Raw genomic sequence first — 17,409 nt, 5'->3', positions numbered from 1 at the left:
ATTCTACTAGGTTAGCATCCTGCCTCCGCATCCGGACGTGCGAAGATCTGAACGAGGTTCGTGTACCGCATCACGGTGCGGCCATGCTGGTTGGTGACGGTGACGCCGATGCGGACGAGCCCGCGATCGGGCTTGCTGCGCGAACGCGTCACCTCCAGGATCTCACGGCGGGCCTGCAGCACATCGCCCGGACGCACCGCCTCTTCCCAGCGGAGCCCGTCGAGCTGGAGCCCCAGCAGCGGCGTGTCGCCGAAGGGGCTGCTCTCGACATAGTCGCGCATCACCAGCGCCGCGACATGCCAGCCGCTCGCGATGATCCCGCCGAAGCGTCCCTGCGCCGCCGCCACCGGATCGACGTGCATCGGCTGGGGATCATAGGCCTTGGCGAACGCGATCACCGCATCCTCGGCGATCGGGATCGGCCCGCCCTCCCAGGTTTCTCCGACGGACAGGTCCTCTAGGTAGCGGGCAGGCATGGGAGTCCTTTCAGCGGCCGCCGACCGAAGCGCCGGTGTCCGGGTAGCGCTCCAGGATCGCGCTCGCCACGCCGTTGGTCCAGCCGAAGCCGTCCTGCGTCGGATATTCGCCGCCACCCCCGGGCTTGCGCTCCTCGACGTCGTATTTTTCAAGCATCTTGCCGGTTTCGGCATAGGCGGTGGCGACCGTGTCGATCCAGCGGCGGGCGATCTCGCGCGCGAGTTCCGGCTGGCCGGAGCGGTCCAGGCCCGAGATGGCGATCCACTGCAGCGGCGCCCAGCCGTTGGGTGAATCCCATTGCTGGCCGGTCCGCAGCGGCGTGGTCCGCAGCCCACCCGTCGCGAGCAGCGTCCGACGCACCGTCGCCGCGACGGCGGCAGCCTGCCCGGGAGACGCGGCGCCCGCGAACAGCGGATAGAGCATCGCGGCGGACAGGCGCGGCGTGGCGGCGCGCGCGACACGGTCCCAATCCGCATAGCGCCCCTCCTTCGCCACCCAGAAATAGCGGTCGAGCGCAGCGCGGCGCTTGCTTGCAAGGGCGGCGAACCGGGTGGCGCAGCCCTGGTCGCCCGCGGCCGCACACCGGCGCGCGATCGACTCCTCCAGGATCAGCAGCAGGCTGTTGAGGTCGACCGGCACGATGTCGGTGGTGCGGATCGAGGCGAGGCGCCGCGGATCGGCAAGCCACCGGCTGCTATAGTCCCACCCGCTCTCCGCCCCTGCGCGCAGGTGCCGGTAGAGGATTTCGGCAGGGCGCGACGGGTCTTCCTGCGCGGTGGCCACGTCCTCGGCATAGGATTCATCGCGCGGCAGCGGGCGATCATCCCAATAGCGGTTGAGCAGCGTTCCGTCCGGCATGCGCACCACGCGTGCACAGGCACCCGATGCATCCAGACACGCGGTGCCCTGCATCCAATAGCCATGCTCGCGCTTCAACGCCGCGAGCCGGCGCGCAGCGAGCGCGGGATCGGCATCCTTGGACAGATCGAGCATCAGCGCGAAGAAGGGCGGCTGCGAACGGCCGAGATAATAGGTCCGCATGCCGTTGGGGATGTGGCCATAGCGCTCGATGGCGTCGGTGAAGTCCGCGAGCATCGATTCCACCAGCGGCTGCTGCCCGTCGACGGTCAGCCCCAGCATCGTGAAATAGCTGTCCCAATAGTAGATTTCACGGAAACGCCCGCCCGGCACCACATAGGGCGCCTGCATCGGCAGCGCCGAACTGCCCGCCGGCACCGGCTCGGGCTGGCGCACGAGCGTCGGCCAGAGCGTGCGGATGTGGCGGCGCAGGTCCGCGGCCGCGCGGTCGTTGACCCCCGGCACGACGAAGTTGGCGAGCACGAAGGCGCGCAGCGCCTCCGGCGTATCCGGCGCCGCGCGGCGATACTCTGCCAGGATGGCGTCTGGCGCGCGCTTCGGCACCGCATCGACGAAGGTCTTGCCGTCCGGGAAGATGCGCCCGGTCTGCACCGCGCGGAAGAGCGGGCCGTAGAGGTCGGCAGGCGATTGCTGGTGCGCGGCAAGCGGGCTCGCGACCAGTGCCGAGATCGCAAGCAGGCCGCCGATCAGCGAACGCGAAAGCTTCATGTCTGGTCCTCTCGTCAGCGTGACGCGGCAATCGTGCCCAGATGCCGGTCCAAGAAGGCGGCGGCAAGCCGGCATGCCATCATCGAGGTGCGGGAGCCTGCACGATCGCCCCGTCCCGTCGGTGTCGCGCCGGCCGTTCCCACAAGAAAGCTTCCCGGAAGATCAGCAATCCAGAACTCGCCTCCGATCGCGCCTCCTCTGTGGCCAAAAAGCAGCAGTTAGCCGCCCTCGTATCTTGTACCTATCGCCCCGAGCAGGGGGAACTACTATAACAGCTCTTGGGACGAAGGTCCCATATTCAAGGCCGACCGGATCAGAGTCGGCTCGTACAAGTGTAGGGGATGAGACATGCTTGCCATATCCATTCGTCGACTGATGATCGGTACCGCTACCGGGGCGCTGATGACGGCACTCCCTGCACTCGCGCAAACGAACACGGACGGAGCGCAAGCGGCGGACAGCGCCCAGCGTGCGGCGCCGGAGGAGGGGCTGGTGGATACGAGCCAGCCCAGTGGCGAAGAGATCATCGTCGTCGGCACCGCCGGCGGCGGCACGCGCCGGCAGGACGCCGCGTTTGCGGTAACGGCGCTTTCCAACGACGCCATCGAACGCGCGGCACCCAACAGCACCGCCGACATCCTGCGCGCGGTGCCCGGCGTGATGGCGGAAAGCTCGGGCGGCCAGAATGGCGCCAATATCTTCGTCCGCGGCTATCCGTCCGGTGGTGATGCCCAGTTCGTCACCTTTCAATATGCCGGCGCGCCGGTGTTTGCGCCGCCCACCCTGTCGTTCCTGGAGAACTCGCAGCTGATCCGGCTGGATGAGACCGTGCAGCGGATCGAGGCGGTGCGCGGCGGCACGGGATCGCTGTTCTCGCTCGGCCAGCCCGGACTGACCGTGAACGTCGTTCCGCGGATCGGCGGCGGCGACCTCCACGGCTTGGCCAAGCTCTCCTACACCGATTACGACGAGATCCGCGGCGATGCCTGGATCTCCGGCCCGCTCGACGACGAGACCGGATTCATGGTGGGCGGCTATTACGCGCGAGGCAACGGCATCCGCGATCCCGGCTTCCGCGCCGAGAAGGGCGGCCAGATCACGGCCAATGTCCATCACGATTTCGGCAGCCGCGGATCGGTGGAGGTGTACGCGCGCTATCTGAACGATCGCGGCGCCTGGCTGCTGCCGATCCCCGTGATTTCCGACAGCGACGGCGACATCCGCGCCTATCCCGGCTTCGATGCCGGCACCGGCACGCTGATGGGCCGGGACACGCGGATCACGACCAACGTGGTCGGCCGTACGCTCGACCTGGCCGAGGGCCGCGGCGCAAAGGTGATCAACACCGGCATCAACTTCGAATATGAAGTCGCCGACGGGCTGCGGCTGCGCGAGCGCACCAGCTTCCTTGGCGGCAATGCGGATACGCTGGGGCTGGTGCCGGTCGAGGCGCCGGTCGCCGCATCCGCCATGGCGGTGACGCTGGGCGGCGCCGGCTCCGCCGTCGGCGCGCTCACCTATGCGAGCGGCGGCGGCGCGGTCGAGGGCGGCGCCGACGCCCGGGTGATGCGCGCCGGCATCTGGGAAGTGCGCAAGAAAATCTCGTCGTTCGTCTCGGACACGGCAGCCGAATGGACGGCGGGCAAGAACAAGCTGACCGCCGGCTTCTTCTACACCAACTATACGTCGCGCGACTCCTGGGTGCTCGGCAATCAGGTCCTGCTCGCGGCGGAACCGAACGCGCGACGCCTCAACCTGACGCTGAACGGTGGCCGCACGGCGACGCTCGACGGCTTCACGAGCGGCCCGGCCTTTCAGGTCCGCGCGCATTACGAAGGCGAGGACTATGCCCTCTATGCCGTCGACGAGCTGCAGCTGACCCCGCAGCTGCGCATCGACGGCGGCATCCGCTGGCAGCGCCATGTCGTCGATGCGGTGCTGCGCACGCCGGTTGCGGGCGGCAACGTCGACCTCGATGGCGACCCCCTTACGCTGTACGACAATGCCGTCACCGTGCTCGGCGACCCGCGCACGATCCGCTACCGCAACGATGCGTGGTCGTGGACGGCGGGCGCCAACTACGATTTCACGGACGAGATCGGCGTCTTTGCCCGCTACAGCCGCGGCAACAGCTTCCCGCAGTTCGACAATCTGCGCGAGGCCACGGCCGAGAACATCGCCAACGACACCGGACTGGCGGCAACCGCGGAGGTCGATACCTACGAGGGTGGGGTGAAGATCTCGACCGGGTTCGCCAACCTCTATGCCACCGTCTTCCACAACAAGTTCGAAGGCCTCGCCACCACGACGCTGATCGACAATGTGCCGGTAAGCTCGAACGGCGGCGCCAAGGCGACCGGCGTGGAGCTGGAAGGCGCCCTGCGGCCGACGCCGTGGTTCAGCATCACCGCCGCCGGCACCTATCTCGACGCGACCTACCGGGACTTCTTCACGGGAAATGGTGCGATCGACAACACCGGCAACCGGGTGCAGCGCCAGCCCAGGTGGATGTGGCGGGTGACCCCGGCGATCGACGTGGATATCGGCAACCTGCGTCCCTCGATCTTCGCGACGCTGCAATATACCGGGGACCGCTTCTCCGACCCGGAGAACCTGCAGCTGCTGCCGCACTTCTACCAGCTCGACGCGGGCATCTCCGTCGAGGTGGCGCAGCGCATCCGGCTGCAGGTGACCGGCAACAACCTGACCGACGAGATCGGCCTGACCGAGGGCAATCCGCGCATCATCGGCGGCCAGGGCACCGGCGCGATCCTTGCCCGTCCGATCCTCGGCCGCTCGTTCCGGTTCAGCGCGGCATTCGAATTCTGACCGCCATGGAGCGGCGGGACGTGCTGAAGGCCATGGCCGGCGTGACGGCGGTCTCCGCTGCGCCGGCCCTGGCACAGAGGCGCACCCGTCGGCAGCGCAACGTCCTGCTGCTGATCTCGGACGATCAGGGGCTCGATCTCGGCTGCTACGGCGTCGCGGTGCGAACGCCGCGGATCGACCGACTGGCGCGTGGCGGAACCCTGTTCCGCCACGGCTATGCGGCGGTGTCCTCGTGCAGCCCGAGCCGTGCCGTGATCAACACCGGGCTCTTTACCCACCAGAACGGGATGTACGGCCTCAACCACGACGTGCACCATCAGTCCCTGCTGCCCGGCATCGAGACGCTGCCCGTGCTGCTGCGGCACGCGGGCTATGCAACGGCGCTGGTCGGCAAGAAGCACGTCGGGCCGGACAGCGCCTTTCCCTATGAAGCCGAACTGGTCCCCGAGCGCTCCGGCATCCGGGACGTTCGCGAGCTGGCGGTCGCCGCCACGAGCTTCATCCGATCGACGGACGACCGGCCGTTCTTCGTGACGGTGGGCTACAGCGACCCGCACCGCGCCGCCGTCGACTATGGCAACGATCGTGCCTGGCCCGGAGTGACGCCCGAGAGCTATGACCCGCGTCGGGTCCAGATCCCGGCGCACCTGCCGGACCTGCCCGCCGTGCGGCAGGACCTCGCCGAATACTATGAATCGCTAAGCCGTCTGGACGGCGGCGTCGGCATGATCCTGGACGACCTGACGACGACCGGCCGAGCGGACGAAACGCTGGTGATCTTCCTCAGCGACAATGGTCGGCCGTTTCCGGGCGCAAAGACCAATTTCTACGATCCCGGCATCCACCTGCCGCTGATCGTCCGCGCTGCCGGGAGCGCGCCGGGCGTCTGCGACGCGATGGTCAGCTGGACCGATGTGGCGCCCACCGTGCTCGACTGGGCAGGCGTGGCGCCGCCCGCGGCGTACGAGCTGTCGGGCACCTCGTTGCTCCCGCTGCTGGGCAAGGCCGACGATCCGGCCCGCGACGCGATCTTCGCAAGCCACGACTTCCACGAGATCAACCAGTATTATCCGATGCGCGCGATCCGCACGCGCACGTACAAGTATATCCTCAACCTCGCCTATCCACTCCCCTATCCGATCGCGGGCGACGTGGCGGGTTCACCGTCATGGAACGCCATCGTCGCCGATCCCTCGATCCGCCTGGGTGCGCGCAGCCAGGCGGCTTATCGACAGCGACCGGCGGAGGAGCTGTACGACCTCGCGCGCGACCCGGCCGAGCTTACGAACCTCGCGGGCGACCCCGATCATGCCCGCATCAAGGCAAAACTGGCGGAACGCCTCGGCGCGATGCGGACGGCAACCAAGGACCCATGGCTGGCCGGCCAGACGGACCCTTACTCCCACCTCGGCGCACACTGATCGGCGCAGCGCCGGCAGCGCTCGCCCGCCCGCTCTGGACACCGGGAGGTGGCCGGGCAAAGGAGCGGCAGCTGCTCGCCTGATGGAGGGAATGAATGCCGATAATGCCGAGCGCCGATGCCGGGGGATCCCCCGCGCCGTGCGACCCGAAGGGACCTGGCATGCCGTTCCCGTCGTCCCCGCGCCTCGTTCAGGCCGGCCAATGAAGCGCGTCCTGCTGGCCGCAGGTGCGGCACTGGCGTTCACCGCACCTGCGATCGCGCGCGAGAAGCCGGTCGACCTCGTCGATCCCTTCGTGGGCACGCTCGCCGATTTCGGACAGCTCTCGCCCGCCGCCGTGGCGCCCTATGGCATGGTGCAGCTGGGACCGGATACCGATCCTGCCAACCACGCCGGCTATGACGATGCGGCGCGCAGCCTTCGCGGCTTCTCGCACACCCGTGCGGTCGGCGTCGGCTGTGGCGGCGGCGGCGGCGACCTGCTGGTGTCGCTCCTGCCGGAGGGCTCGGGAGCGCTCGCGCCGCTCGACAAGGCAAGCGAGCGCGCAGGAGCCGGGCACTACCGGGTCACCTATTCCAACGGCATCACTGCCGACATGACCGCGACCCGCGGCGCCGGCCTGCTGCGCTTCACCGTCGCCCGGGCGGGGCGCTACCGGCTCCGCTTCGATGCGGCGCACGCCTATACCCGACGTCATGCCGCCCGGCTCACCGCCGAGGGCACCGACCTGCGGGCGACTCTGACCGCCGGCACCGTCTGCGACGAGGGGGCCTATACGATCCACAGCGCGAGCCGGGTCACGGTGGACGGCAGGCCGCGCACTGCCGCCGGTACCATCGCCGGCAGCCAGGCTTCACTTCCGCTCGATCTGCGCCGCGGCGCCGTCGTGGAGGTGCGCACGGGCCTCTCGACGGTCGACCCCGCCGCGGCGGCAATGGTGCGAGACACGGAGATCGGCACGCGATCGTTCGCGACGGTACTCGCGGGCACCCGGGCGCGCTGGCAGCGGGAACTGTCGCGCGTCCGCATCGAGGCGCCGCGGGAGCGGCGTGCGCTGTTCTACACCTCGCTCTTTCGTGTGATGCAGACGCCGGTCGCGATCGACGATCCGGATGGCCGCCACCGCGGCAGCGACGGCCAGGTGCATCGGTCCGCGCCGGGCACCACGCGCTATGCCAGCTGGGCGCTATGGGACAATTACCGGACGCAGATGCCGCTGATCGCGATCCTCGACCCGGATCGCGCCGCCGACATCGCACGCTCGCTGGTGGCACTCTATGGCGAGGGCAAGCAGCGCTGGTCGACCCGGACCGAGCCGTTCCTGACCGTGCGCACCGAGCATGCCGGGGTCGCGCTGCTCGACTTCTACCGGCGCGGCATCCGCGGCTTCGATGCCCGCGCCGCCCTGGCAGGCATGGTACGCGAAAGCGAGACGCTACAACGCGATACCCCGGACCAGCAGATCGAGGCCGCCTATGATGACTGGGCGGTCGCCGAGCTCGCGGGGGAACTGGGGGAGACGGCGATCGCGGAGCGCTTCCGCGCTAAGGCACTCTCCTACCGGAAGATGTGGCGCTCGGTGTTCGAGAACCTCGGACCCGACGCCGACGTGGTGAAGGCGCGGGGCCTCTACCAGGGAACGCTGTGGCAATATCGGTGGGCGCCGGTGTTCGACCTCGACTGGATGGTGGCGACGCTTGGCAAGGAGCGTTTCCTGCGCGAGCTGGACCGCTTCTTCGCGGACGGGCTCTACAACATGACCAACCAGCCCGACATTCATGTGCCCTGGCTCTACGCGGCGCTCGGGCGTCCGGATCGCACGCGGGAGCTCGTGCACCGCTACCTCACCGAGCCGGTCGACCACCCCTACACCAACGCCGGCAAGCGCCCCGCCCCCTTCCGGGGTCGCAGCTTCGCGCTCGCGCCGCAGGGTTATGCCGACGGCATGGACGACGACGCGGGCGCGATGTCGGCCTGGTATGTATTCGGCGCGCTCGGCTTCTACCCGCTGGTGCCGGGCAGACCGGACCTGGTCGCCACGACGCCGTCGGTGACGCGCGCCACGATTCCAGCGATGGCCCGGCGCGGCGCGAGCCCGAACTAGGTTGACCGCCCGGGCTGCCAGGCCGCCGTCAATGCCGCCCTCTCCGCTCAGTCTTCCGGATAGGCGATCCCGATCTGCTCTAGGTAGGTCGGGTATTTCGCCGGGTCGTAATAGTTCTTCTCCATCTCCGGCCGCAGGCGCTGCATGATCTCGGCGTTGAGGTGGATCGCCGGCTGATCCTCGGGGGCGAGCACCGGGTCGTACTTCTGGTCCTTGAGCTGGACGTCGGTGAAATAGGCCTTGGCGTCGGCGATCAGCTTAGGCGTGGTCACGAGGTCGAGGATCGTCATCGACAGCGCCTTGGCGCCGGCAAGCACGCCCTTGTGGGCGATCGGGGTCGCCATTGCCATCGCCGAGGTGACGTTGTGGCCGATAGCGTTGGGGATGTTGGACGGATAGCGAATGGTGATCGTCGGAACCGCCCACATGATGTCGCCGATGTCGTCCGATCCGCCGCCGGTTGAGGCTCCGCGGTTGTCGGGCGTCGAGAGCGGCGTCACCTTCGTCGCGAGCGGTTCCAACTTGAAGCCGTTCGCTTGCTGGACGCTGCGCGCGAACGCTTGGTCGCCGGCGCTCCACTTGGGCATGCCGACCTTGGCGATGTTCCTCCACGCCGCCTCGGCGAGCGGGCGATTGGCGTGCTGGGGCGCGGCATAGCCGAGCACGCGACGGGTGACGGTGGTGCCGGTCGCCTTGGCCGCGGCCTCGGAGATCTCGTTTCCGGTCTCGTACAGCTCGCGGATCGTCTGGAAGTCGTGCTCGCGGAAGAAATACCAGACCGACGCCTCGCCCGGCACGATGTTGGGCTGGCCGCCGCCGTTGGTGATGACATAGTGCGAGCGCTGGGTGATCGGCAGGTGCTCGCGCCGCATGTTCCAGGCGATGTCCATCAGCTCGACGCCGTCGAGCGCGCTGCGCCCGGACCAGGGCTGGCCGGCGGCGTGCGCGGTCTTGCCGTGGAAATTATATTCGACCGAGACCATGCCGTTGCCCGGCAGCTCGCCCCAGGACGTGCTGAAGTCGCGCCCGACATGGGTGAAGATGGACGCGTCGACGTCCTTGAACAGCCCGGCGCGGACATAGAAGGCCTTGGTCGCGAGCAGTTCCTCGGCGACGCCCGGCCAGATCATCAGCCGCCCCTTGATGCCGTGCTTCTCCATCACGTCCTTGGCAGCGAGGGCCGCGACCACCACCAGCGGCATGCCGGAATTATGCCCCTCGCCGTGGCCAGGTGCGCCCTGCACCTGCGGCTTGATCTCGGGGACACCCGGCACCTGCGAGAGGCCTAGCAGCGCGTCGATGTCCGATCCCAGCGCGATCAGCGGCCCGCCATCGCCCCAGGTCGCGGTCCAGGCGGTGGGAATGCCGGCCACGCCCTTTTCGATCTTGAAGCCGTTCTTGGCGAGGATGTCGGTGATATATTCGGAGGTGCGGACCTCCTGGAAGCCCGGCTCGGCGAAGCTGAACACGGAATCGACCATCTCCTGCGCCAGCTTGGCGCGTTCCTCGACCTCCGCGACCGCCTCTCCCTTCAGCTTGGGGCTGGCATCGGCGAGCGCGGGCAGCGGCAGCGTGGTTCCGGCGAGCAGCAGCGCGGCGGCAAGCGTCATCTTCTTCATCAGTATTCCCCCAATAAACCGGCCAGTGAGATATGGGCGGGGCCTCTGCCCCGCCGCCGTCAGAGCTCGACGCGCGCGACCACGCGGAAGACGCGGCCGAGCGTGTCGTAGAAGGTGCGATTGGTCTGCGGATAGGCGGTGGTGTTGTCGCTGCCGGGACCGTTTCCGACGATCACCGGATCCTTGTCGAACAGGTTGCGGATCGCGAACTGCAGCGACCCCTTGCCCGCCCAGGCCGGGAAGTCGAAGGTCAGCGAAGTGTCGACGAACAGCGCGCCGTCGATGTGGTTTTCGGCGATCGTGCGGTTGTCCGCAGTCGAGACGGGGCAGCCGCTCGCGCATTCGACATAATTGTTGTTGTACACGCCGTCGCTGATCCCACGGCCGGTGAGGCTGAACGTCACGCCCTCGACCTTGTAGATCGCGCTGACGTTGTAGACCCAGCTGGGCGGCCCGCTGCCGGTGTTGCTGCCGGCGGCATCAACCGGCAGGTTGATACCGTTGTCGGTGGTGTTCTCGATATAATGGGTCACGAGCCCGCGCAGCGCGAGCGTACCAGGCAAGCCCGAGGAAATCTCGTTGAGGCCGATGCGATAGCTCGTCTCGATATCGAGTCCGCGCGCCTGCTGCGACGCGAAGTTGATCGGCTTGAGGTTGATCTGCTGGGTCAGGCCGGTCGACGGATCGACGATGATGTTGTCGCAGAACGACTGGACGTTCTGGCTGTAGCACAGCACCGCGGTGTTGTCGGCGCTGATCGTGCCGATCGCTTCCTTGATCGAGATATCGAAATAGTCGGCGGAAAAGGCGAAGCCGGGCAGGAAGCGCGGGCTGAAGATCGCGCCGACGCTCCAGCTGTCGGCCTTTTCCGGCTGCAGTTCGAGATTGCCAGTGGTGTTCTCGAGGAAGGTGTCGGCGCGGAAGCTGCCGTTGGCGAGCGGGATCTGGACCGTGTTGGTGCGACGGGTGCCGCTGGCGAACAGTTCGTTGAGGTTCGGCGCGCGGATGTCGCGACTGATAGTGCCGCGGAACTTGATGTCCTCGACCGGCTGGTAGGTGGCGCCGACCTTCCACGTCTGGACGTCGCCCGAGGTGCTGTAGTGAGTGTAGCGACCGGCAGCGCTGAGATCGAGGCCCGCGAACACCGGGATCGCCAGCTCGAGGAAGCCTTCGGTGACGTCGTACGACCCCTGGTTGACCTGGTAGTTCCCGTATTGCCAGCCGGCCTGATACTGGCTCTCGACGAAGCCATCGACCTGCTCGCGCCGCCACTCGCCGCCGAATGCGACCGCCAGCGGCCCGGCGGGAAGGTTGAAGACCGTGCCGTTGAAGCTGACCGCGCCGACGTCCTGCTTGATCGTCTGGTCGCGATAGGGCTGGCCGCCGGTGAAGATATAGTCGAGCGCCTCCTGGGTGATCCCGCCGACGCCGATGCGGTTGATCGGCACGCAGCCGTTGCTCGGGTCGGAAAGCGTCGAGCGGCACACGATCGTCCCCGCCGCGATTCCCGCCGCATTACCGGCAGGCGCGAGCACCGCATCGGTGGCGAGCGCGAGCCGCTCGGTGTTCCAGGTGTTCACCAACAGCTCGTGCGCCTTCATCACGCCTTTCTGGTAATAGGCGTCCCACTTCCACCGTCCGTCGCCGAGCAGGAAGCTGCCGTTGGCGCCGGCGACGTAGCGGAACACCTCGCGCGTGTTGTTGCTGCCCGCCGCCGGGATGCCGGCGTTGGTGGTGCCCATGATCAGCGAGGTGTAGCCCCCGGCGGCAAGTTCGGTCCGCAATCCCAGCGGCAGATAGGCATTGTCCGCCTGGATCGTCACCGACGGGGTGCGGGACTGCTGATAGTAGGACGTGCCCTCGTAGCGGTTGTAGCTGAACTGGCCGAAAAGCTGGAGGTTCTCCGTCACGTCGAAGCTCACCCGGCCGAAGCCGGTGATGCGCTCCTCGTCGGGCGACAGCGTGTTGGTGCCGAGGTGGCTGCTCAGCGTGTATGCGCTGTCGCCGCCGACCATCCACGGCGCGCTCACCGCGCCGAAGTCGAGCGTCCCGAGCGACGCGGTACCGGTCGCGGGATCGATCGTGCCGAAATAGGAACCCTCGAGCGCTCCGCTATAGGCGGATGCGCTCGACCCGACCTGCCGGATGAGCCCGCCCGGCGTCATCTGGCTCAGGCCGACGTCGGAGGCGACGATATATTGCGGGGCCCCGTTGCCGGCGACATAGGCCGGGTTGGTGATGAGGAAGGTCCGGCCCTTGTTCCAGTCGCGGTCGATCGTGTGCTGGCCGACCTGCTTGAAATACTCGCCGCTGGCGATCACGCGCAGCCGGTCGTCGAGCAGCGCTTTCCCCGCGGTGGCGGTAAGCTTGTAGGTCGGCGTGTCGCCATAGGTGGTGATGCCGGATTCGGCCGATGCCTTGAAACCGGTGTAGGTCTTGTTGAGGATGAAGTTGACTACGCCGCCGACCGCGTCCGAGCCATAGGCCGCCGAGGCGCCGCCGGTGACCACCTCGACCCGCTCGACCAGTTCCTGCGGGAAGGTATTGATGTCGACGATGCCGTTGACGCTCGAGGCGACCGATCGCTGGCCGTCGAGCAGCACCAGCGTCCGGTTGGTGCCGAGCGACCGCAGGTTGAGCGCATTGATGCCGGCATTGCCGTTGGACAGCGCCCCCGAGCTGTTCGCCGGGGTCGAGCTGCCCGCGATCGACGGCAGCGTGTTGACGAAGTCGGCGAGGTTCGCGGGCGCACTGGCCTGGATGTCGGCGGTGGACACCACGCTGACCGGCGTCGGTGCGTTATAGCCGTCGCGGACGATTCGGCTTCCGGTGACGACGACCTCTCCATCACCGGCCTGCGCGGCCTCTACCGACGAAAGCGGTTCGCCCGTGGTCGCGTCGACCGGGCGGCCGCCGGCTTCGTTGACGGTCGAGGTATCGGTGTTGGAGGAGCGGATCGGTCCGCCCTGGGGCAGCGTCGACGCCGGCGCGTCCTGCGTCGTCTGCGCCCCGGCCTGGCTGCCGAGCGACAGCGCCATGCCGCCGACGGTGGACAGCACCGCCAGGCGGAACCGCGCCGTGCCCGCACGGTAGAGGAAAGAAGTGCCGAGATGCGTCATACAGCCCCCAATAGTGGTTGGCCGTTCGACATCCTCTCAATGGGCTACTGTCCCGAGCACCGCCCTTACAAAGCCTCGGTTTCGTAACAAGCTATCGCAAAGGGCGCGCCGCTTCTCACTAAATGCCACGGGATTTTCACGCCGTATTGCATGATTGCGCGACGGATCGCTGTCCCGGCGCCCAATTTCAAACCCGTGCGAGACCGTGGTGCAGCGATCGGCCACCGGAACCGCCTCCCCCGCCCGGCTGAGGGGCGGGCGGCTGGAGCAGGGCCGGCGGCACCGGACGGCTTGCGACGCGTCGCATCACGAAGCTGCTGCGAATCCGCGCGACATGCGGCAGCGTCGACAGTTCGGAGCGGTAGATGCGGTCATAGTCCTCGAACGACCGGACATGCACGATCATCATGAAGTCGGTGTCGCCCGACACGAAGCTGCAGAACGACATGGACGGACAGCGCACCACCGCCGTCTCGAACTCGTTGAGCGCCTGCTCCGCCTGCGAGGCGAGCTCGATCGAGACGAGCGCCATCATGTGGAGGCCGAGCTGGCCGAAATCGAAATCGGCGGTGTAGCCGCGGATTGCACCGCGCTCTTCGAGGATCTTGCGTCTCCGCGCCGCCGCGGTGCTCGACAGGTGGACCCGCTCGCCGAGCGCGACATCCGACAGGCGACCGTCGCCGGACAGTTCCTGAAGGATTCGATAGTCAATGGCGTCGAGCGGTGTCGCGACGGATTCGTGCACGGCGTTCCCCTTTGGCGCAGAAAAGAATTATGCTGCGCTGCAAAGCTGTTCAAAAATGACAGGAAGCGCAACCGTCCTGATGCTAGCCTGAGACGGAGGGCCGCGACTGATGCGGCAGCGCAACAAAAAGGGGGTTCGCGCATGGGGGCGACACGCATGCACCGGCAGCTGTTGGGGGCGCTCGCGCTGGGGAGTGCGCTGATCGCGCCGGCGCCGGCGGCATGGGCGCAGCTGGGCGAGGCGCCGCTGCTCCCGGTCAGGGCGGAGAAGGACAGCGGCCGCATCCTGCTGACGCTGCCGCCGCCCGACAAGGATGGCGTGTCCGGCCGCTTCCTCTACGCTAGCGCGCTGCGCACGGGCCTGGGTTCGGCCCCGATCCGGCTGGACCATGCGATGAACGGATCGACGGAGATCCTCGCCTTCCGCCGCTACGGGAAGAAAATCGCGGTCACCTTCGAAAATCCCGCCTTTCGCGCCGGCGGCGATGCGGAGGTCCAGCGCGGCGCGCGCGAAAGCTTTCCGGTCACCACGGCCTGGATGACCGACATCGTCTCGACCAATGCCGATGGCAGCACCGTGATCGACATTGCGGACTACCTGACCCGCGACAGCGTCGGCATCGCCTCCGCGCTCAATGCGCCCGCCGGCGGCGGCAAGGGGTTCAAGCTCGTGGATGCGCTGAGCGCGGCGGACGCCGGCTCGGTCAAGGCGTTCCCGGACAACATTGAGATGGAGGCGGTGCAGACCTACGCCTCCGACACGCCCGGCCGCGAGGTCAGCAACATCGCTCCCGATGCGCGGCAGGTGAGCTTCGTCGTCCACCACTCGCTGATCCGCCTGCCCGAGCCCGGCTTCGTCCCCCGGCGCTTCGACATCCGATCCAGCGCCAACGGTACCCAGGTGTTCGACTTCGCCGCGCCGCTCGGCCAGGACGTGGTCTACGGCCTCGCCAACCGGTTCCGGCTGGAGAAGGTCGATCCCGCCGCCGCCAGATCGCGGGTCAAGAAGCCGATCGTCTTCTACATCGATTCCGCCGCCCCCGAACCGACCCGCACCGCGTTAGCCGAGGGCGTCGCCTGGTGGTCGCAGGCGTTCGACGCCGCGGGTCTGGTGGATGCCTTTCAGGTCCGAATCCTGCCTGCCGGCGTTGATCCGCTCGACGTGCGCTACAACGTCGTCAACTGGGGGCATCGCCTGACGCGCAGCTGGTCCTATGGCCAAGCGATTATCGATCCGCGCACCGGAGAGATCGTCAAGAGCTCGGTGGTGCTCGGCTCGCTGCGGGTGCGGCAGGACATGATGATCTTCGAGGGGCTGGTCGGTGCCGACCAAACCGGGCGCGGCGGGCCCAACGATCCCGTCCGCGTGTCGCTCCAGCGCCTCCGCCAGCTCGGCGCGCACGAGGTGGGCCACGCACTCGGCTTCATGCACAATTTCGCCGGCAGCACCCAGGGACGCACCTCGGTGATGGACTATCCGGGGCCCAATGTCCTGCTCACGGACGGGCAGATCGACCTGTCGGACGCCTATGCGGATGGGATCGGCAGCTGGGACAAGTTCGCAGTGGACTGGCTCTACGCCGATCCGGCACCGGGCGCGGATCCCGACGCCGCGGCCGATGCCAAGGCCCGCGCGATCCATGAGGCCGGCCTCCGCTTCATCACCGACATCGACGGCCGCTCGCCCGAGACGCCGAGCCCCTGGGGCAGCATGTGGGACAATGGTGCCGATCCGGCCGCCGAACTGGTGCGGCTGATGGAGGTGCGCCGGGTCGCGGTCGCCAACTATGGTCCGCGGGTGCTGCGCCCCGGCGAGGCGCTGTCGAACCTGCGCCGCAAGTTCGTGCCCGTGTGGCTGCTCCACCGCTACCAGGTCGACGCCGCGGGGAAGCTGGTGGGCGGGGTTCAGCTCGAATATGCCGTGGTCGGCGACGGCCGGGCGCCGGCAGTGCCGGTGTCGGCCGCCGAGCAGAACGCCGCGCTCGACGCGCTGATGGCGACGCTCTCGGCAGAGGCGCTGCACGTGCCCGACGCGCTGGTGCCGGTGCTCTCCTCTGGCGTCAACGGCCGCGGCGATCCGCAGTTCGACACCGAGGTGTTTCGCAACGCCGGCTCGGCCGCGTTTGACCCGCTGGTGGCCACCGACGTCGCCGCGCAGGTGACGCTCGACACGCTGCTGGCCCCCGCACGGCTGTCGCGAGTCTATGCCCAGCACGCGCGCGATGCGGGGCTGCCGGGGCTGGAGACGCTGCTCGACCGGCTGGTCGCGACGACCGTGCCCCCGCATCCCGACGCGGTGCAGCGGCGCATCGCCTATCGCACGATTCTGACGATGGCGCGCACTGCGCAGGACGGGGAAACCGCGCCCGATATCGCGGCGATCCTCTCCGATCGTGTCGAGCGCCTTGCCAACGGACTGGCGGCCACGCGCGGCACGGGAAGCGACGCTGCCTGGGCGCGCGGCACGGGCCGGATGTTTCGCGATCCGGACCTGCTCGCGCGCGAACTCGCCAACATGCCCCGTACTCCCGACCTCCCGCCGGGCATGCCGATCGGGGGCGGCGAGACAGGGTGGTTCGACGACCTCTGACCATCGCTGCGTGGTGGCCATCAGCGCGTCCTTGTTGAGGGCATTGCCGGCCGGCTCGGGGAGGCGGTCGGTACCTGCACGGGTCAGGTCGGGAGGAAGGGTGACCAGCAGCGCCGCGGCGGGGAGTTCGACGGCGCCATCAAGTTCGGCGGAGTCCAGCCGCCGAAGGACTGCGTCGCCAAGCGGCAGGTCCTGCAGCGCGCACCGGAAGGTTGCGCGCCGGGCCTGGGCGGTGTTGCCGGCGTGCAGCCATCGGATCTCCGCGCGCCACGCGCCGGAGCGCGCCATCGCGTTCAGGGCGAGTGCGCCACCCTCGCCCGGCTCGCCGCGGATCGGCGCATCGCCGTCGAAGGCGTGCGTGCCCTCCCCTTCGTGAAGCTCGACGCGTTCGGTGGGGCCGACCAGGCCCAGCGCGCCCCGGGCGACCGCAAGGGCGCGGTCGACGCCGGCAAAGGTGGAGAACGCCCCGGCCCGCTCCACCTTCGAGGCTGAGGCGCCAGAGGAAGTCTCCGGCGCCCGCACCGCGCGGGAACACGGCGATCTCGCGCGTCGTCCCGCCGCCGTTCTTCCAGGGGATTTCCGGGCAGTCCGCCGCCCGAAAAATCCGCCCGATGCTCACCCGAGGATGCCCGGAAGGTCGAGCCCCTTTTCCCGTGCGCAGTCCCGCGCGAGCGGCGTCCAGCAGGACGCGACGAGATCCCGCGACTCACGCGCAAGCCACGGAAAGCGCACAAAAAAATAGCGCCCCGGGGATATTCCGGAGCGCCATGGCTGTTGGTGGTATTAGGAAGTTTGGTTGCGGGGACAGGATTTGAACCTGTGACCTTCAGGTTATGAGCCTGACGAGCTACCGGGCTGCTCCACCCCGCGCCAATTGCGAGCGTTGGCTTCAGGGCGCTTTTTCCGAAAGGCGGGAGCC

Annotated in this window: 9 protein-coding genes, 1 tRNA gene and 1 pseudogene; 4 read left to right on the top strand and 7 right to left on the bottom strand. The window is 68.2% G+C overall.

The features are described from left to right. Positions 1-11: 11 nt before the first annotated feature. The gene (locus EO081_RS00055; RefSeq protein WP_129339960.1) at positions 12-476 is read right to left on the bottom strand and encodes a MaoC family dehydratase; all 465 of its coding nucleotides are present in this window, start codon (positions 474-476) and stop codon (positions 12-14) included. A gap of 10 nt (positions 477-486) precedes the next feature. Further along, positions 487-2,064: an alpha,alpha-trehalase TreF gene (gene treF / locus EO081_RS00050; RefSeq protein WP_129339959.1), complete on the bottom strand. Its 1,578-nt coding sequence runs from the start codon at positions 2,062-2,064 to the stop codon at positions 487-489. 348 nt (positions 2,065-2,412) lie between these two features. Between treF and EO081_RS00045 the strand changes: the two genes are divergently transcribed. The 3 genes from EO081_RS00045 (at position 2,413) to EO081_RS00035 (ending at position 8,418) form a co-directional block, all read left to right on the top strand. Then, positions 2,413-4,893: a TonB-dependent receptor gene (locus tag EO081_RS00045; protein ID WP_240697469.1), complete on the top strand. Its 2,481-nt coding sequence runs from the start codon at positions 2,413-2,415 to the stop codon at positions 4,891-4,893. Between the two features lie 20 nt (positions 4,894-4,913). Continuing rightward, the gene (locus EO081_RS00040) at positions 4,914-6,314 is read left to right on the top strand and encodes a sulfatase family protein (protein WP_206364333.1); all 1,401 of its coding nucleotides are present in this window, start codon (positions 4,914-4,916) and stop codon (positions 6,312-6,314) included. A 202-nt stretch (positions 6,315-6,516) separates the two neighbouring features. Continuing rightward, complete coding sequence (locus EO081_RS00035) at positions 6,517-8,418, top strand: glycoside hydrolase domain-containing protein (protein WP_129339957.1); 1,902 nt, start codon at positions 6,517-6,519, stop codon at positions 8,416-8,418. A 47-nt stretch (positions 8,419-8,465) separates the two neighbouring features. Here EO081_RS00035 and EO081_RS00030 read toward each other — a convergent pair whose 3' ends face one another. The 3 genes from EO081_RS00030 to EO081_RS00020 form a co-directional block, all read right to left on the bottom strand. Further along, on the bottom strand, positions 8,466-10,037 hold the full coding sequence (locus EO081_RS00030; protein ID WP_240697468.1) for an amidohydrolase: 1,572 nt from the start codon (positions 10,035-10,037) through the stop codon (positions 8,466-8,468). Between the two features lie 59 nt (positions 10,038-10,096). After that, positions 10,097-13,156, bottom strand: a complete 3,060-nt coding sequence (locus EO081_RS00025; RefSeq protein WP_240697467.1) for a TonB-dependent receptor plug domain-containing protein — start codon at positions 13,154-13,156, stop codon at positions 10,097-10,099. A 187-nt stretch (positions 13,157-13,343) separates the two neighbouring features. Next, on the bottom strand, positions 13,344-13,901 hold the full coding sequence (locus EO081_RS00020; RefSeq protein WP_129339956.1) for an Lrp/AsnC family transcriptional regulator: 558 nt from the start codon (positions 13,899-13,901) through the stop codon (positions 13,344-13,346). Between the two features lie 141 nt (positions 13,902-14,042). On the opposite strand from EO081_RS00020, the gene EO081_RS00015 reads away from it, so the two are divergent. Continuing rightward, complete coding sequence (locus tag EO081_RS00015; protein ID WP_240697466.1) at positions 14,043-16,490, top strand: zinc-dependent metalloprotease; 2,448 nt, start codon at positions 14,043-14,045, stop codon at positions 16,488-16,490. 279 nt (positions 16,491-16,769) lie between these two features. On the opposite strand, the pseudogene EO081_RS00010 reads toward EO081_RS00015, so the two are convergent. Further along, positions 16,770-17,025: pseudogene (locus tag EO081_RS00010) on the bottom strand (HutD family protein); the annotation flags it as partial. Positions 17,026-17,283: 258 nt separating this feature from the next. After that, positions 17,284-17,360: transfer RNA gene (locus EO081_RS00005), tRNA-Met, on the bottom strand. Positions 17,361-17,409: the final 49 nt, after the last annotated feature.

Origin of the sequence: Sphingomonas desiccabilis (assembly GCF_004135605.1) — a bacterium.
In the GTDB taxonomy this organism is placed as follows: domain Bacteria; phylum Pseudomonadota; class Alphaproteobacteria; order Sphingomonadales; family Sphingomonadaceae; genus Sphingomonas; species Sphingomonas desiccabilis.
This window is presented reverse-complemented; position numbering and strand designations above follow the sequence as displayed.